The sequence below is a fragment of the Apibacter sp. B3935 genome (genome assembly GCF_009827705.1).
Classification (GTDB): domain Bacteria; phylum Bacteroidota; class Bacteroidia; order Flavobacteriales; family Weeksellaceae; genus Apibacter.
Genome location: NZ_WINL01000005.1, coordinates 26,205 through 52,186, shown reverse-complemented (window position 1 = coordinate 52,186; position 25,982 = coordinate 26,205). Strand labels below are relative to the sequence as shown.

Annotated in this window: 20 protein-coding genes; 6 read left to right on the top strand and 14 right to left on the bottom strand. The window is 32.0% G+C overall.

What is annotated here, in order from left to right; translation table 11 throughout:
- Positions 1-10 precede the first annotated feature (10 nt).
- The 7 genes from GFV00_RS09265 to GFV00_RS09235 form a co-directional block, all read right to left on the bottom strand.
- Positions 11-1,159, bottom strand: coding sequence for an MFS transporter (locus tag GFV00_RS09265; RefSeq protein WP_160557847.1), 1,149 nt, complete (start codon positions 1,157-1,159; stop codon positions 11-13).
- Between the two features lie 115 nt (positions 1,160-1,274).
- Entirely contained in the window at positions 1,275-3,806 is a 2,532-nt protein-coding gene (locus GFV00_RS09260) for an ATP-dependent Clp protease ATP-binding subunit (protein ID WP_160557846.1), read from the bottom strand.
- Between the two features lie 160 nt (positions 3,807-3,966).
- A complete protein-coding gene (locus tag GFV00_RS09255; RefSeq protein ID WP_105296926.1) occupies positions 3,967-4,302 on the bottom strand; it encodes a DUF2149 domain-containing protein in 336 nt (111 codons plus the stop codon).
- 2 nt (positions 4,303-4,304) lie between these two features.
- Complete coding sequence (locus GFV00_RS09250; protein WP_105296925.1) at positions 4,305-4,901, bottom strand: MotA/TolQ/ExbB proton channel family protein; 597 nt, start codon at positions 4,899-4,901, stop codon at positions 4,305-4,307.
- 34 nt (positions 4,902-4,935) lie between these two features.
- Positions 4,936-5,628, bottom strand: coding sequence for a hypothetical protein (locus tag GFV00_RS09245; RefSeq protein ID WP_160557845.1), 693 nt, complete (start codon positions 5,626-5,628; stop codon positions 4,936-4,938).
- A gap of 19 nt (positions 5,629-5,647) precedes the next feature.
- Positions 5,648-9,862: a cobaltochelatase subunit CobN gene (locus GFV00_RS09240; protein WP_160557844.1), complete on the bottom strand. Its 4,215-nt coding sequence runs from the start codon at positions 9,860-9,862 to the stop codon at positions 5,648-5,650.
- 43 nt (positions 9,863-9,905) lie between these two features.
- On the bottom strand, positions 9,906-11,141 hold the full coding sequence (locus tag GFV00_RS09235) for a T9SS type A sorting domain-containing protein (RefSeq protein WP_160557843.1): 1,236 nt from the start codon (positions 11,139-11,141) through the stop codon (positions 9,906-9,908).
- Positions 11,142-11,261: 120 nt separating this feature from the next.
- Between GFV00_RS09235 and GFV00_RS09230 the strand changes: the two genes are divergently transcribed.
- Positions 11,262-13,433: a TonB-dependent siderophore receptor gene (locus GFV00_RS09230; protein WP_160557842.1), complete on the top strand. Its 2,172-nt coding sequence runs from the start codon at positions 11,262-11,264 to the stop codon at positions 13,431-13,433.
- A 3-nt stretch (positions 13,434-13,436) separates the two neighbouring features.
- Entirely contained in the window at positions 13,437-14,489 is a 1,053-nt protein-coding gene (locus tag GFV00_RS09225) for an HmuY family protein (protein WP_160557841.1), read from the top strand.
- 45 nt (positions 14,490-14,534) lie between these two features.
- Here the strand turns inward: GFV00_RS09225 and GFV00_RS09220 are convergent, their stop codons facing one another.
- The 6 genes from GFV00_RS09220 to rsfS form a co-directional block, all read right to left on the bottom strand.
- A complete protein-coding gene (locus GFV00_RS09220) occupies positions 14,535-15,428 on the bottom strand; it encodes a bifunctional 5,10-methylenetetrahydrofolate dehydrogenase/5,10-methenyltetrahydrofolate cyclohydrolase (RefSeq protein ID WP_160557840.1) in 894 nt (297 codons plus the stop codon).
- A gap of 247 nt (positions 15,429-15,675) precedes the next feature.
- Positions 15,676-16,332: a phosphatidylserine decarboxylase family protein gene (locus GFV00_RS09215; RefSeq protein WP_160557839.1), complete on the bottom strand. Its 657-nt coding sequence runs from the start codon at positions 16,330-16,332 to the stop codon at positions 15,676-15,678.
- Positions 16,329-17,192, bottom strand: coding sequence for a phosphatidate cytidylyltransferase (locus GFV00_RS09210; RefSeq protein ID WP_160557838.1), 864 nt, complete (start codon positions 17,190-17,192; stop codon positions 16,329-16,331). Before GFV00_RS09210 ends, GFV00_RS09215 begins: the two co-directional genes overlap by 4 nt.
- A 12-nt stretch (positions 17,193-17,204) precedes the next feature.
- Positions 17,205-17,774 (bottom strand): hypothetical protein, encoded by a 570-nt coding sequence (locus GFV00_RS09205; RefSeq protein WP_160557837.1) that lies wholly within the window; start codon positions 17,772-17,774, stop codon positions 17,205-17,207.
- Between the two features lie 99 nt (positions 17,775-17,873).
- A complete protein-coding gene (gene ftsH / locus GFV00_RS09200; protein WP_185150016.1) occupies positions 17,874-19,871 on the bottom strand; it encodes an ATP-dependent zinc metalloprotease FtsH in 1,998 nt (665 codons plus the stop codon).
- A 58-nt stretch (positions 19,872-19,929) separates the two neighbouring features.
- Entirely contained in the window at positions 19,930-20,304 is a 375-nt protein-coding gene (rsfS, locus tag GFV00_RS09195) for a ribosome silencing factor (RefSeq protein WP_105296916.1), read from the bottom strand.
- Between the two features lie 126 nt (positions 20,305-20,430).
- Between rsfS and GFV00_RS09190 the strand changes: the two genes are divergently transcribed.
- From GFV00_RS09190 to GFV00_RS09175, 4 genes are all read left to right on the top strand, one after another.
- The gene (locus GFV00_RS09190) at positions 20,431-21,126 is read left to right on the top strand and encodes a biotin--[acetyl-CoA-carboxylase] ligase (RefSeq protein ID WP_160557836.1); all 696 of its coding nucleotides are present in this window, start codon (positions 20,431-20,433) and stop codon (positions 21,124-21,126) included.
- 108 nt (positions 21,127-21,234) lie between these two features.
- Positions 21,235-22,611 carry a tetratricopeptide repeat protein gene (locus tag GFV00_RS09185; RefSeq protein WP_160557835.1) on the top strand — a complete coding sequence of 459 codons (1,377 nt, stop codon included), beginning with the start codon at positions 21,235-21,237 and terminating at the stop codon, positions 22,609-22,611.
- 46 nt (positions 22,612-22,657) lie between these two features.
- A complete protein-coding gene (locus GFV00_RS09180) occupies positions 22,658-23,299 on the top strand; it encodes an ACP phosphodiesterase (RefSeq protein ID WP_160543016.1) in 642 nt (213 codons plus the stop codon).
- The gene (locus GFV00_RS09175; RefSeq protein ID WP_160557834.1) at positions 23,296-23,694 is read left to right on the top strand and encodes a thiol-disulfide oxidoreductase DCC family protein; all 399 of its coding nucleotides are present in this window, start codon (positions 23,296-23,298) and stop codon (positions 23,692-23,694) included. The genes GFV00_RS09180 and GFV00_RS09175 overlap by 4 nt, the downstream gene beginning before the upstream one ends.
- Before the next feature lie 54 nt (positions 23,695-23,748).
- Here the strand turns inward: GFV00_RS09175 and GFV00_RS09170 are convergent, their stop codons facing one another.
- Positions 23,749-25,896: a DNA mismatch repair protein MutS gene (locus GFV00_RS09170; RefSeq protein ID WP_160557833.1), complete on the bottom strand. Its 2,148-nt coding sequence runs from the start codon at positions 25,894-25,896 to the stop codon at positions 23,749-23,751.
- Positions 25,897-25,982: the final 86 nt, after the last annotated feature.

Here is a 25,982-nt window from a genome sequence, read left to right as displayed (position 1 = left end):
AGAAATAAATTTACTTTATCTTAAAAAATCTTACCAAGAAAATTATTCCTATTCCAAACAAGGAAATGAAAGTAAAAGATATTTGTAATGAAAATTTTTCAGCTAAAAAACCAATGCAAGGAGGGCCTAGAAAAAAACCGATAAAACCAATGCTGGTAATAACTGTAAGCGCTTGTTCGGGCGAAGCTGTTTTTGAATTTCCCGCTAAGGTATATACTAAGGGTACGACTGCAGATATTCCCAGTCCAACAATAACGAACGAAAGAAGTGTAGTTAGTAATGTTGGAAATAGAACAGCACAGATCATACCTATAAAAATTAAAGATCCGCTGATGATCAACGTAACTTTTGAACCGAATTTTCGAACTACAAAATCAGAAATGAATCGTCCGCAAGCCATGGCTGCCATATAGGCAGTCAATCCATATCCGATATATTTTTTATCGGCTTTCACTATATTCCTCATATATTCATTGGACCAATCGGTCATCGTTCCTTCAGAAACCATAGCAAAAAAAGCAAGAAATCCCAATACAATAAGATTTTTATCAACTCTGATAAATTTTGATTTTTTCGGTAATTCCATTGGTTCTTCTTTGGCTTCATCCGGCAACAAGTATCTGAATAACCAAAGGGAAACCAGAATTCCTATGGAAGAATATAAAATAAAATGCTCTGAGGGTGGAATATTTTTAGCAATCATTACTGCTCCTAACCAAGAAGCAAAAAAACCTCCAATGCTCCAAGTACCGTGCATGGAGCCTATTATTTGGCCTTTATAGGATTTTGACACATTAACAGCTTGTGTATTTATAGCTATATTGGTTAAATTACCTATGGCCCCGTAGGCTATTAAATTGAGTTTCAATTGCCATAATTCACCGCAAAATCCAATCCCGATTAAAAATATAAAGTAAAGAATGATAAATGTAAGAGTTGATTTTTTGCTTCCCAGCTTTTTTATTAAATTACCCGCAAAAGGTAACGTAATAAGTGTTCCGATGGATAAAAATAGTAAAACCAATCCCCAATTGGAATCGGAAACATTCATCGATAATTTAATCGTTGGAATTCGTGAAGCCCAAGTCGCGGAACTGCCTCCAAAGAAAAAAAATAAAAGGGTTACGGCCATTCTGGGCAAATGTTTTTTGTATATCATTGTTAATTCTCTCGGATTTTTTATGGATTGTATCTATTTATTAACTACTCCGGTATTTATAAAATAAAAAAAACCTGCTTGATTCAATCAAACAGGCTCTTCATTAATTATCTTTTTAATCTTTTGTCGGGGATTCTTTTTCCACCTCCCGTATTTTAATTTCCGTACTGTCTTTTTCTTTATTTAATCCAATATAGAGATGGTCTCCGTCATGTATCGATGAATTAATAATTTCTTCAGCGATCACATCTTCCACATATTTCTGGATCGCTCGTTTAAGCTGACGTGCACCGAAATTTTTGTCCCATCCTTTTTCAATGATGAATTCTTTAGCTTCCGGAGATAATTCTACTTCATATCCAATTTTAGCAATCCTATCGTACACATTTTTCAATTCTAAATCTATAATTTTAGATATATCTTCCTTTTCCAAATTATTAAAGATGATAACATCATCGATCCTATTAAGGAATTCAGGCGCAAAAGTTCTCTTTAAAGCGTTTTCTAAAGTAGATTTTGCTCTTATATCGGAAGATGATTTTTTGGCAGAAGTTCCAAATCCAACACCGTCACCGAATTCTTTGAGTTCACGAGTTCCGATATTGGAAGTTAAAATGATTATTGTATTTCTAAAATCTATTTTTCTTCCCAAACTATCCGTAACATGTCCGTCATCTAAAATTTGCAAAAGGATATTAAATACATCCGGATGTGCTTTTTCAATTTCGTCTAAGAGGATTACAGCATAAGGTTTTCTTCTTACGGATTCTGTCAATTGCCCTCCTTCTTCATATCCTACATATCCCGGAGGAGCTCCAACTAATCTAGATACGGCAAATTTTTCCATATATTCACTCATATCTATTCTAATGAGAGCATCATCTGAATCAAATAATTCTCTGGCAATAACTTTTGCTAATTGAGTTTTTCCAACTCCGGTTGCTCCTAAGAATATAAATGTACCTATAGGCCTGTTAGGATCTTTTAATCCGGCACGGTTTCTCTGAATGGCTTTTACTACTTTGTTGACCGCTTCGTCCTGACCGATTATTTTTCCTTTCATCAGATCTTTCATTTGAGCAAGTTTTTTAAGCTCTCCTTCTGCAACTCTTTGTACAGGTACACCGCTCATCATTGAAACTACCTCTGCAACATTATCTTCGGTAACAATCTCCCGATGTTCTCTTGAAGATTTCTCCCATTCTCTTTGTGCATTCGCTAATTTAGTTTCAATCTCTTTTTCGGTATCTCTTAATTTTGCAGCTTCTTCATACTTTTGGCTTTTAATTACCTTAGTCTTTTCAGCTCTGATTTTTTCTAATTCTTTCTCATAGTTAACTATTTCCTTTGGAACTTTGATATTTTTAATATGGACTCTTGATCCCGCTTCATCGAGCGCATCAATCGCTTTGTCCGGTAAATATCGGTCGGTAATATATCTTGTAGTAAGATTTACACAAGCTTTAATTGCCTCCTCGGTATAAGTTACATTATGATGTTCTTCGTATTTATCTTTAATTTGATTTAATATAATAATGGTTTCTTCCGGAGAAGTTTGTTCTACCATTACTTTTTGAAATCGTCTTTCTAGGGCGCCGTCTTTTTCAATATATTGCCTATATTCATCCAAAGTAGTCGCTCCGATGCATTGTATCTCTCCTCTTGCTAATGCCGGTTTGAACATATTGGAAGCATCTAAAGAGCCTGTGGCACCTCCGGCTCCTACTATGGTATGGATTTCATCAATAAAGAGAATAATATCCGAGTTTTTCTCAAGCTCATTCATGATGGCTTTCATTCTTTCTTCAAATTGTCCTCTATATTTAGTACCTGCAACCAGTCCGGCTACATCTAAGGTAACTACTCGTTTGTTGTATAAAACTCGAGAGACCTTTTTTTGAACAATTCGTAAAGCGAGTCCTTCTGCAATGGCTGATTTACCGACTCCGGGCTCTCCTATTAACAAAGGATTATTCTTTTTTCTTCTGCTTAATATCTGAGAAACTCTTTCAATTTCTTTTTCCCTTCCTACTACCGGATCTAAACGACCTTCGAGTGCAGCGGTGGTTAAATCTCTACCGAAATTATCTAATACCGGTGTTCTACTTTTCGAAGGATTGGATCTGCTTCCTTTAGGTGCTTCGTATTGATTTCCTTCACTAATTCCTTCTTCTTCAGAAAATTCATTGGTGGGTTGTTCTGTAAAATCTTCTTGAAACTGAAATCTATATTCTTCTTTAAGGATGTTAGCATCGATATTATACTTTTTGAAAAGTTGGGTTACCGGATCGCTTTCTATCCTCAAGATACATATCAATAAATGTATGGTTTCTATTTCCGGGCTTCTAAAAAGCTTAGCTTCTAAAAAGCTTGTTTTTAAAGCTCTTTCGGCAGCTTTAGTAAACGGGATGCGATTCCTGTCTACTTTTATACTTATTTCAGGTTTATTAAGATTTTCAATTTTTCTCCTTAAGTCACCTAAATCAACATTTAAACTTTGAAGTATGGTAATAGCTTTGCTGTTACCTTCACGTAAGATACCCAGTACAAGATGTTCCGTCCCTATATGGTCATTACCTAATCGTAATACTTCTTCATTGCTGAAGCTTATTACATCTTTTACTTGTTGTGAAAAATTTTCGTCCATGTATGACTTACTGTTCTATATATTAATATTTTACGATTTGAATCTTGCATTTATCATGCCACTTTACTTATCGGTTATTTTGTCATATTCCTTGATAAAGTAAAATATTTTTTTCTGATAAATGTACTCTATTATTTTAAAATATCATATAATGTCGGAACTATTTCTCGGGTACGTATATTATTTCTCCATTTTCCAGTTCATAAGCTATCCCCACTTTTTTCCCTTTTTTACCTGTGGATTTCTCTTGGGACGGGGTATACTTGTTTATTTTATTTCCTTCTTTGGTTATTATTTCCATATCTTCTTTTCCCGGATTTTTAACAACGGTAAAATCTTCATTGGAAAATACTTCACCCATATTTAAATTCATAACCATGGCAACCATAAGAGCAACGGCAAAAACCATAGCTACATCAAATAGGTTTACGATGACACTAAGCGGATCGGTATCTTCTTCTTTTAGAAATCTGTTAATTCTTCTTCGCCTTTTCATTCTTAATTTACATTACCCGTTACTACTCTTGCTACATAATCTAAATTGTTAACTTCTTTTGCATACCATCGTTGTTTAACTTGTAAAGTTACTAATCCGATTGCGCTTACTACCAATCCCACCACAGTTGTTGCAAAAACTACTTGCATGTTATACGCCATACCGGAAATATCCCCCGAAGACAGTCCAACCAGTGCAGGACTCATGGCTATCAGAGTACCGATTAATCCTAAGACAGGTCCGAGTTTTGCAAGCATTTTTGATAAGGAAAGGTCTTTATCTACTTCATTTTCAAAATTGGAAATGGTATAATCGGCATAGGCTTCATGGGTGGTATTTTCCAATAATGTCCTTAAATATTTTATATATAAAGAATTGTTTTTTGAAGGCAAGGATGCTTGTAAATCTTTTAATTTTTCTTGAGTAAGGTTTTCGATAACCGGATTTATCTTTTTATCGTTATTTCTTTTAACGATAAATTGATTGTAAAAGCTTCCTAAAAGAAGCAATGAACGAGCGAATAATATTAGTAAGATGATGATATCGGGAATTAATAAACTATTCGCTACCCAAAATAATACTTTTGATATAATTTCCATATTTATTAGTTATTTTAATTGTTTCTTTTAGTGTTTAACAATTTTTCCATTTAGTTAATCTCCATTTAATTTTATTTCCTAAAAATCCTATTAGAAAAAAGAAAATGAATAGTCCCATCGATAAAAGTATATAGTTAACATTTATGGTTTCCTCTGAGGATTTATATACTATTTTTCCATCAACGGTGGTTATGAGTCCTAGTATACAAATGATTAAACTCATCATAAAATGTATTTCAAGTCTTAAATCAAATTCCGGAATCAGTTTTTTAAGAGCTATGACAGCTAAAACCATACATAAGATAACGATTGATGCATAAAGGATTGCCATGGTTAAAAAGTGGAAACCGGTAAAGGTAAATGCGGCTTGAGTCAATCCATAAAATAAAACTAAAAAAAGTAATATTCCCGGATAATATTTTAATATTAATCGAACTATCTTATGTTTTTTACTTCCAAACCGTCCCAATAGTGCTGCAAAACAGAAAGCAAAACATACCGCCGATTCTACCGTAACTACTACGGACATGTTTTGCATCATCACATGATCAGCTAAAAAATCTTCTATCTGTGTTTTAGATTGCTTAATGGCTAAGGGATAAATTAAAAGTATATAGACTGTGTATACTAGCATCATTAAGGCTATTTGCCCTCTTTTCCAAAAACTTAGCTTAATAATACTATTTACTAGGATTAGAGCCATTAATAAATGTATGATGAGTTCCATAAAGTACTATTCTTTTATCTTAGCTGTTTTTTCTTCTTTTCCTTATATACAGTAGTAGTGAAAGGGCAACAATGCTGATAACCGTAACTATAATTACTCCGTTGACTGCTGTTTTTTCTGATTTATTAACTCCTTTGGAAACTTCTTCTTTTTTCAAAACCATCCCCTCTTTAGAATCTGATGAAGATTCTCCTATTTTCATTTTAGTTACTTGTTGTTTATATTCTGTAGATTGCTGAGGGGTAACTTGGTTTGAAATATAATCCTGGAGTTTTTTATTATTTCCGGAAAATCCTGCTCCTGAATGTCCAAATTCTTTCACAACTTGTGTATGTACGAGAGCCGTTTGTTTTATTTGCTCTTCAGTAGCTTTCCACATCCCTTTTCTTGAGGTTTCGAGCATGATCGCTGTAATTTCTTCTAATGCTGCCGGACTAACTTTTTTGAAAAATTCTTTGGTTCCTAAATTAGTTTTATCAGTTACATAGGTATCATAAATCTGATCCCACATTTCATTATCGATCACATCGGGCTTCATTACATTCCAACCGTAGGTATTGGTTATAACCTCTGTTATATCGGCGGCGCTGGATGCTCCCCCTTTCATCTTCTCTTTAATATAGGCCGGATTGAAGATGGTGGTACGAGCTTCTACTCCTATAGCTTCTTTCAATTCTTGCATTTTGAAATTAGTATGATTTCTGTAGTCTGCAAAATAGGCATCGGGATCTTTGCCTGTAACATTGCGAATGGCTAAATTCATTCCTCCCATAAACTCGTATACATGATCCAGACTTAAAGCTCCCCAAGTATTGCTTTGTCTTGGATGGACAACCATATCTGTATTTTTTAGTACAGCTTTTAGCAATCCCTTGTGAAAATCACCCCAATTTTTATCACTGCCATATATTGCCCCCATATTATTGATATAGGTTTCTGCAATTTCTTTTTCATCTTCCCATTTATCTCCGCTGGTTACCATTTCTTGAATTCCTGTTCCGTACATTCCGTTAACTCCTCCGAATATTCGTTGTGTTGAAATCTGACGGGCTTCTTGAGGAGGTACTCCTTCATCGACTAAACTTTTTTCTATATCCAGAGTGCTTTGAGCTACTAGATTTTCATAGTTGGAATCTTTTGCAGATGCGGCCATTTCCACTGCTCTGGATAGTAATGCCAAACGGGAGGCTGCCAGATCTCTAAATTGTCCTGAAGTTTGCACCACTACGTCAATTCTCGGTCTTCCTAAATCTTTGGATTCAATTAGTTGTAAATCGGATACTCTTCCGAAGGCATCACGAACCGGTTCAACTCCCAGCATATATAAAACTTGCGCTATGGTTGTTCCTTCGCTTTCAATGAATTCACTGCTCCAAAAGGTATAATTCACTTTTTTAGGATACGTTCCATGCTTTGCTTTGTATTGTGCCAAAGTTGCATTAACAAGTTCCTTTCCTCTGTCCCATGCTATTTCGGTAGGGGTGGACTCTGCATTAATGGAATACAAATTTCTACCTGTCGGAACTCCGTTCGGATTCGCCACAGCATCTCCTCCTGAAGAAGGCTCAATATAGCCTCCGGATAGTGCATTGACTAATGCTTTAAATTCCAACTCCGGACTTTCTTCTAAACTTTTTTCATATTTCTTTATGTTGGTTATAGTTCTTTCAATTTCAACAATGGCTCTCGCTCTTGATTTTTGCTCTTTGGTATAAGTTATCTTTTTACCTGCCATTCCATGCATAGTCTTTTTCTCTGATTCCTTTGGAGCTGTATGTGCAACTTGTTGCGAAGAGGTATTTTTGGAATGACCTGGAGAATTTTCCATTTTAGAAGGTTTACCTGCGGTACTTTTAGTACTTTTTTTAAACGTTCTTTTTGGAGGAGAAATAATCATTTTAGATTGTTCCAATTCTTTTTCATCAATTCCGGCAACGCTGCAAATAAATGCAGGACTCGCTTCTTTTCCTGATAAGATTTGATTAACTATATTTTTGGCTACGTCTAAATATCTTTGTTTAAAGTATACTTTATTTTTGAGTTGTTTTTGGGTTACTTTTCCTCTTTGTTTATCCAAGGCGGCCAGACTATAAGCAATCGGATCTGTACTCATTGCCTGAACGGTTGAAATGATTTTATCATTAGTATAAGGTATACCGGAAGTATAAAGATGCCCGGACATTTTCTCATTGGAAATTTCTTCGGCAAAATTTTCTATTATTTCTATCTCCTCTAAATTATAGGGTTTGGTTGCTATACTATCTAAACGTAAATCTCTGTGCAATCCCATTTTTACCGCTATTTTCTTTACTTCTAGGGATGCTAATGGCTGATTGGATTCTTCAGATTTATAGTAATATTGTATCTTATCTTGCAATTCTTTAAATTGAGAACGGGTTTGGCTCTCCATAAATGCAGGAGTTAAATAAGATAGTAAGGTGGCGTAGGAACGTCTTTTAGCCATCATACTTTCTCCGATATTTCCAATGGTATAATAATAAAAATGTGGCAAGGTTCCTACTAGTCTGTCCGGCCAATCTTCATTGCTCAGAGCAATTTGTTTTTGAGGGGTAAACTCAAGACTTCCGTGTGTCCCAAAATGAATCAATGCATCGGCTTGGAATCCGTGCTGTACCCAAAGATAGGACCCAATATAGGTATGAGGAGGAGCTGTTTTTGCTCCATGGATAATGGCAAAGGTATCATCTCCCAATCCTGCCATAGGTTGAGGTAATAGTACAATATTTCCGAATTGAACTCGTGAAATCGCTAAATACGATTTTTCACCTATATTTTTACTCATGTAATTACCCGGAGCTTCGCCGTAAACCGCTGTAACTTCGGCATATTTTTCGGGGGTAAGTGTTTTTTTTGCCCAGTTTTCATACGTTGTTTTATCAATCAATTCGGGATTGCCATTTTTCAAGTATTCATCAAAAGCTCCTTGGGCGTAAGTACTCATTACAGAACCTTGAGTCATCAAGATTTTTTCAAAATCTCGTACATTTTCGGGTAAATTATCTACTTTATATCCTTCCTTTTTTAATCGTTTTAAAAAATTATAAAGTGAAGGAACGGTTTCCAGTCCTTGTGCGGTTAAGGATTCTTTACCCGGTCCTTTATAATAGTAGACGGCTATTTTTTTATCTTCATTTTTTTTATGTTTTAACTCTACAAAATTGTGAATGATTTGAACAAAATTTTGGAGTCTTTCGGGCACTGTTTTAAATAAATAAAGATTGTTATCTGTTAATTCTTGGGTATTTAAAACGTATGGATATATAGATCCGTCCAATTCAGGCATAACTACACTTTGTGAGAGGAAACCTCCCATCATTCCCATGGTATCTTTAAGCCATTCTTCTTTAGTTTTTAGTATAGTAAGTGGCGTAAATACGGGAATATTTCTTTGTTTTAACCAGTTTACTGCTTCTTCTGCTTTTCCTAATGCTAGTCTTCCGTGTGCGAAATGTATAACTGCATCCGGTTGTATTTCCTTTAAAAATTCCAACCTCTCAAATGTGGAGGATATGGGATAAACGTTAAATCCTTTCTTTTGTAAAGAAACGAGTAAGCTGTCTAAGTTATCTCTATTTCCACTATAGGGATCATTTAATCCACCCAAAATGACAACTTTAGGCGCGCCCTCTACATAAAAATTATTTTTCTTTAAGTAATTTTCGTATTCACTAACATTTTTAAATGCCAAGTCTTCATCTAAATGATACAAAACATCTTCTGCAGTCTCAACTATAGGACTTGGCTCCGTAACAAAAAATATCTTTTTATCTATATTTTTACGAATATATCTGGCAAGGCTTTGATAATTTTTTTTGTTTCCACTATCCATAAATGCTTCTACCGCTTTCATCCGGGTGCTGTCTAAATTACACAGATTATTTTCAGGATTGGTTGCGCGGTATATATAAAAGGGTTTACCGTCTTGCATAATTTTTTTTAACTGCTCCCTTTCTTCCGCGGATGCTTTCATTCCCATACCGAATCCTAAAATAAAGTCGTACTTCTTTAATTTAGACAAATCTTCTAAAGAGACTTCTTCGTATTGAATGAAGGGGTCTTTATTGGATTGAATAAGACTGGTGGTTTGAAATTTTTGAAAGTTTACTAAAGCTACTTTTGTTGGTGAGGCAGTTTTATTCCAAATGATCCAACTTGCCATTAGTAATACTAATAGACACACTATTATACTCAATAAGAGCTTCTTTTTTTTCATTTTCATAATATTTATGTAAGCCTGATTTTTCTTTGATAAACGTTTATTTGACAATGATTTTTTTAGTCGCTTTATGATCACCTACTTTGAATACGAGAATATAAATCCCGGGTGTTAAGGCAGATAAATTCAATTCTTTTGAATAAAAACCGGCTTGCCCCAAGATTTTATCTTCGTACATTTTCTTACCACTTAAGCTATATATGGATAATTCTGCCTTATTTGCATTGGAATTTTTAATATCATATAGTAAGGTAGCCGTTTTATTTACTATTGGATTAGGATAAACCGTAAAGGAAGAATGATCTGTCAATTCTTCTATTCCTAAGTTATTTATTTTTTTATAAGTGAAATTGATAGTTCCTGTAGCTGCTCCTCCAAAATCCGTAAACCATAATTCATATAAGCTCGTTGTATGATCTTTTTCTGTTTTAACGTAATATTTATTTTTTGGAATCACGTATGAATAACCGGATAGTTCCTTCCATCGGTCTCCTATGGTATTTATATCTTTTTTAAAATTTTCATTTTGGAGTTCAGTTTGGTCGCCTTCTAGTTTTTTAGCAACGGCAACGTGAGTATTATGTAATGCTCCTGTTACAGAAACATAATCTATGTTTTTATAGAACGAAGTATATTTTGTAAAAAGCAAATCCCAATCTGCATCTAAGGGAATTGTATCTACCAATTTATTATTTTTCAATGAATAATAGTTAAACATTTTTCCTTCACCTGTAGAATTTAAGATAGTAAAGGATTGATCTGAACTCCATGATGTTCCTTCCCAAATGGCATATTTACAAGTATATCCTTTAAAATAATCTTCAATCATAAATTTCATAAGAGTTCCATCGTCATATTCTAATACAAATATGATAGAACCCACTACATGATGGGTGGGCATAAAATATTCTCCCCATCCGTAGGTCGCCGAACCGTTATCGAACGCTCCTTTTTCCCATTTAATCTCGCTATTATATAATTTTTTCCATTGTTGTTTCTTAGATACATCAATGCTATTCCAATCTGAAGCTGCATTTGCTGCTTCATAAACTTTAATGCGTGCATCATTCACACGAGTAGCAAAACTTCTGGCATCTTTTCTTAGAAAAGCTAAGTCCCAATCTGTTGTGGGAAGGGTAATTTGATTATTAGAACCCAATTGAAAATATACTTGTTGGGTATAAGAAGAGCCTAAGGAAAGAGCGATATTTTTTTCTTGAGCATGTACGGTAACTTGTACCATAAACCATACCATAAGCAGTATAGTCCTTTTCATAATCAATAGATTTAAGTTTTTATTCTATTTTTATTTAGGGCAAATATAATTATTATTTAGATTTATTCTCAATAATATTTAGATTTATTCTAAATTATTTTTACTTTTGCTAAAAAAACTATGAAAAAGAATAGCTCCAATAAGTTCTTTTTATTATATATATCTCTGATTTTAAGCAATTTATCTTATTCTCAAGAGACTAATGACAAAAAAAATAAAGTAAAGGATATTGATGAAATTGTGGTAACAGGTCAATATCATCAACAAAGTGTTGATAAATCCATATATCAAGTTGAGATCATATCCCAAGAAGATATTAAAAACAGGGCAGCATCCAATATATCGGACATTTTAAGTTATTATCTTAATTTTAATACTCTACCCAACAGTAAAAACGGGGATTCTGAAGCTTCTCTTTTCGGTTTGGATGGTCAATATTTTAAAGTATTAATAGATAACATTCCAATGGTGAGTGATTATGGAATGGGCTCCAATGTTGATTTAACCAAAATTAATTTAGATAATGTGGAACGGATCGAGATTGTGAGAGGAAGTATGGGTACGGATTACGGTTCTAATTCACTGACTGGAATTGTCAATATTATAACACGTAAAAAAATCAATTCTCAATGGAAAGTTTCCGGTTATGTACAAGAGGAAACGGTGGGTAAAGAGTATGATTGGAAAGAACAGGGAAGACATATTCAGTCATTAGATATTTCTCATTCTTTATCAGATAAATGGTTCTTATCTTTAGGAGCAAATCGTAATGATTTTAAAGGTTTTTTCGGAAACAAAAAGGGTAAGAGATATTATGAAAATGATGGTAATAGAGGATATGAATGGCTTCCTAAGGAACAATGGAATTCCAATGCTCTTATTCATTATAAAACTACTGATTTTAATGCTTTTTATAATTTACAATTCTTAAATGAGTTGACTAATTATTATAATCCTATCGTTGATTACAGGGCATTGTCGGAAGGTGGTCTTTTTACTTATGCTTCTAAGGATCGAAATTTTAAAACAGATCGTTGGCTTCATCATCTTTTTTTAAGTGCCAAACTTTTCAATTATCTAACTTATAACGGAGATTTTTCTTATCAAAAACAAAGTAGAAAAAGCAGAGATTATACGTACGATATTGGTATGAGAGAGGTTTTTGGAAAGAAAGATGCCTATAAAAAATATGCCGGAACTGATGCCTGGTACACTCGCGGAACTTTTAGTTCTCCTTCCCTAAATAAAATATTATCTTATCAAATTGGCTATGAATTTAATTTTATTGAAGGATTAAGGTCTGCGAATTCCAGTTCGATTGGAGGAATGAACACTTCCGGCTTTCAAGAAGATTTGAAAAAACATTTAGACAATTATGATGTATTTGGATCTGCTGAAATCAAAGCGAACCCGGACCTATATTTAAAACCCGGATTCCGAGCCAGTTTTAATACAAAATTTGATAATCAGTATTCTTATTCACTGGCTATGAAATATCAATTATCTCCTAATTCTAATTTTCGTACGGAAGTTACTTCTACCAATCGAACTCCAAATTTTGACGAATTGTATACGTATTTTGTAGATACTAATCATAATGTCCAGGGAAATGAAAATTTAGTTCCCGAAAAAGGATATTCCAGTTCCATTTATTGGAATCAGAAATTTAAATCTAAAGATAATTTTAAAGGTGATATCACGCTAAGTACGTTGTATATTAATTTAAAAGACAAAATTGAACTTGCAACGGTTAATATGCAACCGTTAGAATATAAATATTTGAATGTGGATAAGTTCAAAACATGGGGAGTACAATTCAATTCAAATATGAGAATTCAAAATTTTCATTTTAACCTGAATGCTTCTTATTTTGGAGTTTCTCGAACGTTAGAAGACAATATCAACGGCATTCCTATTACAACTCCTGATAATGATTATTTGTATACCTTCCAACTAAACTCCAATGTTAACTATACAATTAAGAAATGGGATACTACTTTTTCTCTTTTTTATAAATATAACGGAAAAGAATCTTCTTATGTATTAGATTCTAAAACTGATTCTTATTACTTGGGAAAACAAGATGATTTTAATTTATTAGATTTTTCGGTTAGGAAATCATTGTTTAACAAATTTATAGAACTTACGGCAGGAGTAAGAAATATTTTTGATGTTAAGAAAGTAAATACTACTGCTGCACAAGCAGGAGCTCACGACGGACCTGTAAAAAGTATCAATTTATTTTATGGTAGATCATACTTCGCTAAACTTGGTTTTAATTTTAATATATAAATGATGAAAAAATATTTTTTACCTATACTCATTTCTTTTGTTGTTCTTTTAAATTGTAAAGAAGATGATAGTCCTATCGTGGTTCCTCAACCGGGAGCTACTTTAGATGTTCCCGTTGGAGGACCTACCGAACCTAATCAAGTTTGGGTTGATCTGGATCAAAACCGAATGAATGTAAATCAAAGGGATTCTTGGGATTTTGGATTTTATGGTGGGGATAAATTTCGTGTTATTTTAAATAATTCCACATTAATGGCTGCAGGTAAATTGAATTCTACTTCGATAGATGAAGTGAAAGAATCTGATATCGCCTCTATGAAATCGGTAGTAACGGTAGGTAATTTTCAAGCAGATAATGTGCAGTATGTTGATGATATTATGGGAAATTATTTGGAGCGCACCGCCATTGATGAAATAAGCGAAAAAGATGAAGAAAACCATGTGTATCTTGTTAATATGGGATATTCTGTGTTTAGCGGTAATACGAATGATTTAACGGTTGTAGGAAAACACAGAGGATGGAAAAAGATTAGGGTTCTTCGTAATGATTCTAACAGTTATAAAATTCAATTTGCAGATATAAATGATACAACGCATCATGAAATGATAGTTAAAAAAGATAAAGAGTATCATTTTTCTTATTTAAGCTTATCCTCTGGCATCGTCAAAGTTCAGCCTGCCAAAAACTTGTGGGATCTATGCTTTACAGTTTTCATCAATGAAAATAAAGGACATGGTACGTATACTTTTTCTGATTTTGTAACCATAAATACGATGAATAACACCGGAGCCTATCAAGCAAATATATCTGATGTGGGAAGTTACGAAGATTTTGCTAAGGAAAAAGTAGATTATACAAAATTTGTTTATAACGATCACAGAGTTATCGGGGCCAGTTGGAGAACAACGTATGGAGGGGCTAAGGTATTTACGGATCGGTTTTATGTTCTTAAAGATTCTAAAGGCAATTTATTTAAACTCAAATTTTTAAATATGACGGATAAGGATGGACGAAGAGGATATCCGAAATTCGAATACAAATTACTCACTAATTAATTGCTCTTTATTTACAGGTTGTTGGTTTTTCAACAACCTGTTTTTTTATTTATTTTTATTATTTATTTCTTTGCTGTAAGCATACAGGGTATTTTTCAAGAGCATGGCTCTGGTCATAGGCCCTACACCTCCGGGAACCGGAGTTATCCAAGATGCTTTTTTTGATACTTCTTCAAAATCAACATCTCCGGCTAAATAGTACCCTTTTTCGTGTGTGGTATCCTCAACTTTAGTAATTCCAACATCAACAATTACCGCTCCTTGTTTAATCATGTCTGCTTTTAAAAAGTGGGGAACTCCTAAAGCGGTTATAACAATATCTGCATTTCTAATATGTTTAGATATATCAACTGTTTTAGAATGTACTAAAGTAACCGTCGAATCCCCGGGATTTCCTTTTCGACTTAGAAGAATACTCATCGGACGCCCAACTATCCTGCTTCTGCCAATGACAACCACTTCTTTGCCCTCGGTTGGAATGTTATATCTGGACAGCATTTCCATAATTCCGTAAGGAGTTGCGGGTAAAAAACTTTCAATTTCTAAGGCCATTTTTCCAAAATTTACGGGATGAAAACCATCAACGTCTTTATCGGGATTTATAGCCGTTATAATTTTTTCTTGATTTATATGTTTGGGAAGAGGTAATTGAACTATAAATCCGTCCAATCCTTCCGTTTCATTAAGTTTTTTTACTTCCTCAAGTAATTCATCTTCTGTTACAGTACTTTTAAGTTTTAATAAGGAAGATTTAAATCCTACTGCTTGACAATCTTTAATTTTATTGTTTACATAGGTTACACTTGCAGCATTTTCGCCCACAAGAACAGCTAATAAGTGAGGTTGACGATGCCCTTGGTTTACATATTGGATTACTTCTTCTTTAATTTCTTGTTTTATTTGCTTAGATAATTTAATTCCGTCCAATATTTTAGCCATATTTTTAATTTTAAAAGTGATACAAATGTAAAAATTAACTTCTAAATGATCGGTATTATATCAATTGTTTTTATCTGATTTCTTAATCAAAAATTTTTTATTTATATACAAGTAATAGTAATTTAGATAAAAATAATTTAATTATTATAGTATAATTAAATTATTAAACTATATGATTATACAGGTTTTTAAAAATATTGTAAAAAAATTCGCTTATGAAATTAAGTAAGAAGATTAGTAAGTAATACTACCCTTTTAATCTGGCAATTACCCGTTCTCCTCCATCAGGTATTATATCTCCTACTTTAACTAAAATTTCAATTCCTAAAGGAAGAAACACATCCATTCTAGAGCCGAATTTTATAAAGCCGAAATCTTTACCTGCTTGAGCTGTATCTCCTATTTGAGAATAAATTACTATCCTTCGAGCCATTGCTCCTGCAATTTGTCTAAAAAGAATTTTTTGTTTTTGTTCCGTTTCTACAGCAACTGTAGTTCGTTCGTTTAATTCTGAAGATTTTTCATGCCAAGCAACTAAAAATTTACCCGGATGGTATTTCTTAAATATAACTTTTCCGCTTACAGGATATCTGCAAACGTGTACATTTAAAGGAGACATAAAAATAGATACTTGAATGCAATTGGTTTTAAGAAATTCTTTTTCATAAACTTCTTTCACAATTACCACCTTTCCATCTACAGGCGCAATAATTTCATTTGTCTTTGCTTCATAGCTTCTTATCGGATTTCTGAAAAACCAAATAATAAAAAATGATAATACCAGAACCGGTACCGCTATTATAAGTCCCCAATAGTTAAGAAAATAAATGGAAAGGATACTTATTAGTATGCTTACTATTAAACTAATACCTATAATGGTTTTACCTTCTTTGTGTAACCTCATACAATAGTATTTATTAAATAATAGGCAAATATAGCAGGGATGCAAAAGATAAAACTATCTAATCGATCCAATACTCCGCCATGTCCGGGAATTAAATTTCCGGAATCTTTAACTTTAAATTTTCTTTTCAGCTTAGATTCGGCCAGATCACCTATTGGTGCAAATATAGCTATAATTATACTTATTACAATCCAATTACCACGTAAACCCGGCTCCAGATATTCGATAACTAATCCTGCTATTATAGTAGACACTATTCCTCCAATTAACCCTTCAACTGATTTATTGGGTGAAATCTTGGGAGCTAATTTCCGTTTACCGAATTTACTGCCAATTAGATAAGCAAAGCTGTCACTTATCCAAAGTAATAAAAAGACATAAAATATTTCGGGAGTTAAATGATTGGTACTCCGTGGTATAGCTAAACTCAACCCAAAAGGGATACTTATATATGCTGTAGTAAATATTAGTTTTGCACTGTCCGTATAGAGCTCATCAGAAAAATAAAATAGAGTTATAATGGATAAGTAAAACAAAACTAAAATAAGAATATATCTCCAATAGAGTAACCGTAAACTGAAACTGCTGTTAAAAAAATTTTGAGTGAAAGTATAATATACAATTCCTATTAAGACAAAGGTTAAAAGTTTATATATGAAATTTGAATATTTTAAAAGCTTTACAGTTTCAAAACTGCACCCTAATAAAAATAAGGTAAGCAAAGCATATAATAAATAGGAGGAATTTATTTTTAAGTCAAAGTAAATATAAAGTATATCGGATAGAAAATGAGTGGTGCATAAAAAAATAATCAGCACATAGACAAGACCTGATAAGGCACGGACAAATATTGTTTTCACCAGTTTTAAAAATTATTCTTCAACTAAAAGTAAATATAATTTTTTAGCTGTAGATATACTACTAAATCCTTGTACTTGATTGCCATGTATTGAAGTAATATTGGAAGGAATATTATTCTTTTTAGCATATCTTATCTTAGCTAATCCTACACTGGAGGAAGAGATGATTTGACCCGGAGTAGCCCAAACAATAATTTTTTTGGGTAAATCCGTTTTTTTTAAGTGATAGGTTTGATCAGAAGAAATCATTATGGAACCATCCAAAGCTACTAAATACTCACAATTAATGAGGGCAATATCTTGATCACCTGTACTTTGTGTTGAATAATTGCAATCTAATTGATTAATCATAGATATTAGTTTAGGTTCTACACATAGGACTTCACTAATATCTTCATTCTTAAGTATTTCGTGTAAATAATGTAAAGATTCTTCCTGATTTTCACAGTAGAAGAACATCCCTCCTCCTGCTTTAAATTTCCTAGCAAATGCTACATCCTCTTCTTCTCCTTCATTGTAAAAATCCAGATTAGTAGTTTCTTCTTTGTTTTTTTTACCAAATATTTTGTTAAGAAATCCCATTCACTTTTTAACACTTAAATATCAAAATTATTATCAAATCAAATATATAAAAAACTTTTTATTTTATATGTTGTTTAGAATTTATCAAAATACTTGCCATTATTCGGATTTTGATTCACTATTTTGATCATTTTCTTTAAGGCTTTCCTCTTCTATTTCTTCTGAAAAAGTTTCTTCATCAAATTTTCTTTTACCGAAAATTTCTTCTAAATCTTCTTTAAATATTACTTCTTTTTCTAATAATTTATTAGCTAATCTAGTTAATTTATCTTTGTTATCTGATAAGATCTGAACAGCTCTTTTATATTGCGATTCAATGATCTTTGATATTTCTTTGTCAATAGTTTCAGCAGTAACTTCTGAGTAAGGCTTTGTAAAACCATATTCGTTACCTGAGCTATCATAATAAGAAATATTCCCTATTTGATCGCTTAATCCGTAAATGGTTACCATCGCATTGGCTTGCTTTGTTACGCGTTCTAAATCGGACAAAGCTCCGGTCGATATATTATTAAATATCACCTCTTCTGCAGCTCTTCCCCCTAAAGTAGCACATATTTCATCTAACATTTGTTCCGTGGTTGTTAACTGCCTTTCTTCAGGAAGATACCAAGCTGCTCCTAATGAGCGTCCTCTTGGAACAATAGTTACTTTTAATAAAGGAGCTGCATGTTCAACCATCCAGCTGATGGTAGCATGTCCAGCTTCGTGAAAAGCAACTCTCTTTTTCTCATGAGGCTTAATTACTTTATTCTTTTTTTCTAAACCTCCGATAATTCTATCCACAGAATCTAAGAAATCCTGCTTTCCTACACTTTCTTTTCCTTTACGTGCTGCTATTAAAGCCGCTTCGTTACAAACATTGGCAATATCTGCTCCACTAAATCCGGGAGTTTGTTTAGCCAAGAAATCGACATCTAGATCCTCATCTAATTTTAAAGGTTTCAAATGAACTTGAAAAATCTCTTTTCTTTCATTTAAATCCGGTAAATCAACATAAATGGATCTGTCAAAACGGCCCGGACGCATTAATGCCTTGTCTAAGATATCTGCTCGGTTGGTTGCTGCTAATACGATAACACTGGTATTTGTTCCAAAACCATCCATTTCCGTTAATAATTGATTTAACGTGTTTTCTCTTTCATCGTTAGATCCGGTAATATTGTTTTTACCTCTGGCTCTACCGATAGCATCAATTTCATCTATAAATATTATTGATGGTGATTTTTCCTTAGCTTGTCTGAACAAATCTCTTACCCTGGAAGCTCCAACCCCCACAAACATTTCTACGAAGTCTGAGCCTGATAAAGAGAAAAAGGGAACTTTAGCTTCTCCGGCTACCGCTTTAGCTAATAAGGTTTTACCGGTTCCCGGAGGCCCTACTAATAAAGCACCTTTAGGTATTTTACCTCCTAATTTGGTATATTTTTGAGGATTTTTTAAAAAATCCACTATTTCTTCTACTTCCTCTTTTGCTCCTTCCAATCCTGCTACATCTTTAAATGTAACTCGAACATTATCGTTTTCATCAAAAAGTTTTGCTTTGGAGCGACCGATATTAAAGATTTGCCCTCCTCCTCCGGCACTTCCTCCGGCCATCTTACGAAATAAGAAAAACCATATTAGTGCAAAGAAAAGAATTGGTAATAATAATTGAATAAATACATCTCCCCATTGACTAGGGTTTTCAAATTCTAAGTTGGTATTTAAATTATAATTTGCTTTGTCTTCGTTGAATCTTTTTTCAAAAAGTTGTTTATCTCCTGCTATGAATGAGAATTGTGGAGAATCAGAAAGTTGTTTAAATGGACTGAATCCTTGATTGTCCATGTTATAAACTTCAGGATTCTTCATTGCTTCCTGTGTCAAATATACTTTTACCTCAGAAGAGCCGTTAACAAATACTACATTTTTAACGTAACCTTTTTCCAAGTAGCTGAAAAATTTAGTAGAATCTATTTTTACGTCTTTTCCGGAATTTAAAAATTCTTGAGATACTAGTAGTATAGCAAATATGATAAGTATACCATAAAACCAATTAAACGAAAATGGTTTGTTATCTTTTTTCTTTTTATTATTTTTATTATTTGTTTCCAAAATTAAGTCTGATTTTTTATAATTATCGGATTATGTATATTTATAAGTTTATAAGATCTTATTTGTCCGGATTAGGAATTCTGGTTATTTCCACATCACCCCATAAATTTTCTAAATCATAATATTCTCTGTATTCGGGCTGAAAAATATGAACAACTATAGATACGTAATCCATTAAAACCCATTGTTGATTATCAACTCCTTCAATATGCCAAGGTTTGTCTTTAGTATTTTTTCTTACGAATCTTTCCACAGAATTGGAAATTGCGGAAACTTGAGTATTAGTTCCCCCCGTGCATATGACAAAATAATCTGTAATTGTATTTTCTAATTTGGTAAAGTTCAAAATAGTTATATCGTATCCTTTAACTTCTTCTATCCCTTTTATAATATTTTCTAATAATTCTTTTTTTTCGATCTGTGTATCAGTCATCTAATCTATTTCTAGTATAATGTGTCTTTTATAAAATGTAATGAATTTATGCAAAAATAATCAATTTATCACTTATATTAATTATAATTTAATAATTTTATCATTTAATTATATTTGTCAAATCTTATGCCATTAGAATATTTTGATAGAATTGGTTCTACTAACGATTTTGTCAGAGAAAATATAAAGCAATATTCAACAAATTTCCACGGTGTATTTTCTTTTAATCAAACGAAAGGAAGAGGCGTTAATGGCCATCAATGGATGTCCGAACCCAGTAAAAATATTGCTATGACATTTTGTCTTACCACCCCTTCCCTTCCTAACAATTATCTTAGTTTTTGGGTGGCTATTCGAGTATGTTTATTCATAAAAAAAATCACAAAAACTGATGTTTTAATTAAATGGCCTAATGATATTTTAATTAATAAAAAAAAGGTCTGTGGAATTTTAATTGAAAAATCAGGAAATACGTTTATTGTAGGAATTGGCATCAATGTTCTTCAAAAAGAATTCTCGGGAATTCCTCATGCTTCTTCTTTACTTTCTTTTTCTTCTCAAAATTATAACTTAACGGAAATAGTACATGGTTTAATGAAAGATTTTGAAAATAATTTCCATTTACTTGATGATCCCTTGTATCTTCTTTCCAATTATAATGAATATCTGTTTGGTAGAGGAAAAGTACTGGCTTTTAAAATAGGCGACTCCATTAAAAACGGAATTATTCAAAAAGTTGAAGAAGATGGACTTTTAGAGGTTAGAATTGAAAATAAGGGAATTATGAGATTTAGAATCAAAGAAATCGAATTTTTATATTAAATTGTTTAAATTTTGTTTAATACTTGTGAATAATATTTTTTTTTTAATAGTTAAATTACTTTTTTTTTAATTATATTTACATAAATTTAAAAATAAAGTAAAAACTAAGTGGAAGATTTTTTTGACAATGAGCTGGTAAATATGTTTGAAGAAATGTTAGAAGAAAATAAATCCGTTTATTTTGAAGCGGATGAGTTTTGCGAAATTATTTCTTTCTACTTGGATATTTATGATTTTGAATATGCTATAAAAGCTCTTGACATTGCTTTTTCTCTTTACCCTAACAATATTGATATCAAAGTTAAACAGCTCGAATATTTTGTTGGAACCGAAGATTTACATAATGCTTCCGATTTAATCGATGAACTTAAGGAACTATGTTTTGCTGATACTGATTACTTAATTGCTACTGCAAAATATTGGTCTTTGCGTAAACTTCCTTATAAATCTATTGATTTCTACAAGGCGGCATTAAAAAATGAAGAAGATGAAGATTATATTTATAATTGCTTAGGCAATGAATATCTTGAAATTAAGGAGCCCACGTATGCTCTAAATTCATACAAAAAAGCATTAGAATATAACAAAAACGATGAGTATTCCTTATTTTCTTGCATACATTGTTACGAAATTTTAAATCAGCATAAAGAATGTATAATTTTTTTAAATCAATTCATTGATGTTAATCCTTATTCCGATGAAGCCTGGTTTCAATTGGGATTACAATACTTAAATCTGAATTGGTATGAAAAAGCTTTATTTGCTTTTGATTATACAGTTATAATTAACCCTAAGAGCATTGCCGGATATACACAAAAAGCCTTTTGCTATGAAAAATTAAACCAATGGGAAAAAGCGATAAGTGTTTATAACGAGTCTTTAGATTTTGACGATACGGCTGCTTTTACTCTTTTTAAGATTGGACAGGCTTATAATAAGCTTCGTAAACCCATACAAGCGCTTACCTCTTTTCAAAAAGCAGTAAAAGAAGATCCTCAATTTGATAAAGCTTGGTATGAAATCTCTGACATCTATGATTCTTTAGGTAATAATGAAGAAGCTCTTCACTACATAAAAAAAGCTCTGGATATAGAATCTAAAGAGGTTAATTATTGGAAAAAATATGCTTACCTCAACATTCAGCTTGGAAAATATGAAGAAGCTTCTGATTCGTTTGAAATAATTATTGAGCTTGAACCCAATCATTTTTATAATTGGTTGGCTTTTTCCGAATTACTCATCAGTTTGGGGGATTATAGTAAGGCCGCATTACTATTGCATAAAAGTTTTAAGAATTTTCATAGAGCAGAACTCTACTATCAACTAAGCAACTGCTATTTCTTATTGAAGAATTATGAAAAGAGTGAAAAATTTTTAAAAATGGCACTAAAATTGAATCCTTCCATTAAACAAGAAATGCAGGAAAAATACTCAATTTTACTTAGGGATAACTCAATTAAATATAAAAATCCCGGCATTATTTAAAACCTATTTATTAATAAAAACCATAAAGAATAATTGATAATATTCAATGAACATTGTAGCCCATCAATTGCTATCGTATCAAATTCCTGATATACAATTAGGTAATGTGTTGGGTGAAGTTGTTCGGGGTAAAGATTATCAAAATTATCCTCAGTCTATAGCTACCGGCATTCTTTTACATCGGCATATCGATTCATTTACGGATTCTCATCCTATTGTTAAAGAAACAACTAGTATTTTCCATAAATCGTATGGAAAATTTGCCCCTATAATCACCGATGTTATCTATGATTATTTCTTAATAAAAAATTGGCATCTTTTTTATGAAGAGGATTTTGAGCATTTCAAAAATTCATGTTATGATTTAGTTCAAAGTACGGAACTTTTGTTTCCGAAAAAATTAGATACCATTTTAAAATCTTTAATTGAAGATGATTGGTTTGAAAAATACAGTACTTATGAAGGTATTGAATGGACGCTGCATCATCTAACCAAAAAATCCAAATTTAATCAAAGCATTGCTGATATGGGTAATTCAATTAAGGAGATATATTTACAAGAAAAAAAAATTGAAAGGCATTTTCTTGATTTTTTCCCTCAACTTCAATCTTATTGTAAAAAATTTATTATAAAGTTAATGCCGGAATACGAAGTTTTAATTTTGCAAAACCATACTCATCGTTTATGAAAACATACATTGTTTTATTTGACGGCGTTTGTAATCTTTGCAATTCTACGGTTCAATTTATTATTAAAAGAGATAAACATAATCAATTTAAATTTTCCTCTCTACAATCCGAATATGGACAAAATTTTTTAAAGGAAAGAAATCTTGATTCTTCCGATTTTAAATCAATAATTTTATATGAACCCGAGGTAGCGTACTATACTAAAAGTACAGCTGCTTTAAAAATAGCACAGAACCTTGGTTTCCCCTATAATCTCTTATCTGTTTTTCTATTGATCCCTTCTTTTATAAGAGATTGGATTTATTCTTTAATATCCAAATATCGATATCATTTATTCGGAAAAAAAGATAGCTGCATGGTTCCTACTCCTGAAAATAAAAGAAAATTTATTTAAAATTTCGGATAGATATTTCTAGGTTACTTACATTAATTTTTATAAAAATTAATATTATACTTTTTCAATTTCATAAACCGAAATTTTAGTTGTAAACAGTCCGTAATTTAGAAATGCGGTTTCTCCTTCAATTTTATCTATAGTAGCAACACTGGAGCTGCCTTTAATTCGAACTCTTTTCCCTTCTTTCATCCATTTTTTTGCTCTATCTGCAGTTGTTCGTACTTCTTCAGCCTTTGTTTCTTCTAATTGCTTTTTTATTTCTTCTTTTTTTAACTCGGTCTTAACTTTGTTTCGTTGCTTCTTAGTTTGAATTTTTTCAACTTCAGTAACTTGTGTTTTTTTATATTTTTCTTGTTCCAGTATTTTAGTAAAGTCTTTTATAATATCTCTTTTTTTCTTACCACTTGAATATGCGTCTATATATTTTTCAAATTTTTGACCCAGTTGATTTAACTTAGATTCTTCGTCATACAGCTTCTGAAAATTTATCAGTTTTTGCTTATAATTATTGATCGTATCGGTCAATTGTCTTTTCTTCTCTTCTGAATGATCAATTTTCTTATTTAAATCGCCTTTTAATTTTTCAACTTGATATTTTTCCTGCTGTAAACGTACTATAGTTTTATCTAAATTAACCTTATCTTTTTCAATTTTTTGCTTGGCAACTTGAATAATTTCTTTAGGTATTTTATTTTTTTCTGCCACTTCAAACGTAAATGAACTTCCCACCTGTCCTACTTCCAACTTATATATAGGTTGCAAAGTTTTCTCGTTGAATAACATAGACGCATTTTTGGTATGATTTAATTCTTCTATCTTCAATTTGATATTGGTATAATGAGTCGTAATAATACCGAATGATTTTTTATGATAAAAATATTCCAAAAATGCTTCTGCCAATGCTCCCCCTAATTCAGGATCAGATCCGGTTCCAAATTCATCAATCAATAATAAGGTATGTGCATCGGCTTGTTTAATGATTTGTTGCATTTTCCTTAATCGAGAACTATAAGTACTTAACTGATTTTCAATCGATTGATTATCTCCTATATCGGTAAGTATTTTATTAAAAAATCCTACTTTAGATTTGGGATGCACCGGAATTAAAATACCACTTTGTATCATAAGCTGCAACAATCCAACTGTTTTCAGAGTAATACTTTTACCTCCGGCATTTGGACCTGAAATACATATGATCCGAATGTTTTTGTCCAGGGTAAGTGTCTGTGGAATCGTTGTTTTTTTCTCTTTTTTATTTGTAAGAAAAAGAATTGGATGATAAGCATTGATCAGATGAACTTCCGCTTGATCAGTAATTTCAGGCAATACTGCATCTAATGCTTCCGCATATCGAGCTTTTGCCTGTATTACATCTAATTTATATATATAGTGTTGATATTTTTCTAATAACGGATAAAATTCAACCATTTGTTGAGTCAGGTTAAAAAGAATTTTTTCTATTTCCTTTTTTTCCTGATTGATTAATTCCAATAATCGTATATTGGGTTGAATCACAGATTCCGGTAGGATAAAACAGATCGAACCGGTTTTAGAAAAACTTAATACTCTGCCTTTGACTGATTTTTTAAAAGAAGATTTTACAGCCAACACTCGTTGGTCATCAATAACACTTTCCCTGATTTCATCTAAAACTCCTGTTTGAGAAAAATGAGTGACTGTCTTATCAAAATTTTCCTGTATAGTTTTCCTGACTATCTGGATATGCTCTCTTATATTTTGCAGGGTAACGGTTGCATCATTCTTAACTTCACCAAAACGATTAAATATTTTATTTACCATTAAAATAATCTCTTTGGTATATTCAATATGTGAGAGATTTTTATGTAGAATAGGAAAATAATTTTTAAATTTTTCAAAATGAACAATTAGTGAATTCACTAATTGAGATAAATTTCTAATTTTATGAAAGGATTTTGCTTCTAACGTAAAATTTTCTATAAGAAGCATTTTTAATTCAGTTTCAATATCATCATATTCCCTGAACGGAATATAATTTTCATTAGAAAAGCTTCCTAAATATTCATTGACACAGTGAAGACTTTCTTTAATTCTTTCTTTTTTAAGAGGTTTGAGCTTAGCAACTAAATCCTTTGACTTTTCTGAATAACAAAAGGGTATTATTTCATCAATAATCTTCTGAAATTCTAATTCTTTTAACGTATCTTCTGATATCTGCATAGTATCCTTTGTACTGTATATAATACGTATACAAAAATAAGGCTTTTTTCTTCTTCTATATTTACTCTTCGATAAACTTCACTTTG

Coding starts and splice junctions, on each gene's coding strand:
- GFV00_RS09265 (WP_160557847.1), bottom strand. CDS start 1,159: ATGATATACAAAAAACATTTGCCCAGAATGGCCGTAACCCTTTTATTT.
- GFV00_RS09260 (WP_160557846.1), bottom strand. CDS start 3,806: ATGGACGAAAATTTTTCACAACAAGTAAAAGATGTAATAAGCTTCAGC.
- GFV00_RS09255 (WP_105296926.1), bottom strand. CDS start 4,302: ATGAAAAGGCGAAGAAGAATTAACAGATTTCTAAAAGAAGAAGATACC.
- GFV00_RS09250 (WP_105296925.1), bottom strand. CDS start 4,901: ATGGAAATTATATCAAAAGTATTATTTTGGGTAGCGAATAGTTTATTA.
- GFV00_RS09245 (WP_160557845.1), bottom strand. CDS start 5,628: ATGGAACTCATCATACATTTATTAATGGCTCTAATCCTAGTAAATAGT.
- GFV00_RS09240 (WP_160557844.1), bottom strand. CDS start 9,862: ATGAAAAAAAAGAAGCTCTTATTGAGTATAATAGTGTGTCTATTAGTA.
- GFV00_RS09235 (WP_160557843.1), bottom strand. CDS start 11,141: ATGAAAAGGACTATACTGCTTATGGTATGGTTTATGGTACAAGTTACC.
- GFV00_RS09230 (WP_160557842.1), top strand. CDS start 11,262: ATGAAAAAGAATAGCTCCAATAAGTTCTTTTTATTATATATATCTCTG.
- GFV00_RS09225 (WP_160557841.1), top strand. CDS start 13,437: ATGAAAAAATATTTTTTACCTATACTCATTTCTTTTGTTGTTCTTTTA.
- GFV00_RS09220 (WP_160557840.1), bottom strand. CDS start 15,428: ATGGCTAAAATATTGGACGGAATTAAATTATCTAAGCAAATAAAACAA.
- GFV00_RS09215 (WP_160557839.1), bottom strand. CDS start 16,332: ATGAGGTTACACAAAGAAGGTAAAACCATTATAGGTATTAGTTTAATA.
- GFV00_RS09205 (WP_160557837.1), bottom strand. CDS start 17,774: ATGGGATTTCTTAACAAAATATTTGGTAAAAAAAACAAAGAAGAAACT.
- rsfS (WP_105296916.1), bottom strand. CDS start 20,304: ATGACTGATACACAGATCGAAAAAAAAGAATTATTAGAAAATATTATA.
- GFV00_RS09190 (WP_160557836.1), top strand. CDS start 20,431: ATGCCATTAGAATATTTTGATAGAATTGGTTCTACTAACGATTTTGTC.
- GFV00_RS09180 (WP_160543016.1), top strand. CDS start 22,658: ATGAACATTGTAGCCCATCAATTGCTATCGTATCAAATTCCTGATATA.
- GFV00_RS09175 (WP_160557834.1), top strand. CDS start 23,296: ATGAAAACATACATTGTTTTATTTGACGGCGTTTGTAATCTTTGCAAT.
- GFV00_RS09170 (WP_160557833.1), bottom strand. CDS start 25,896: ATGCAGATATCAGAAGATACGTTAAAAGAATTAGAATTTCAGAAGATT.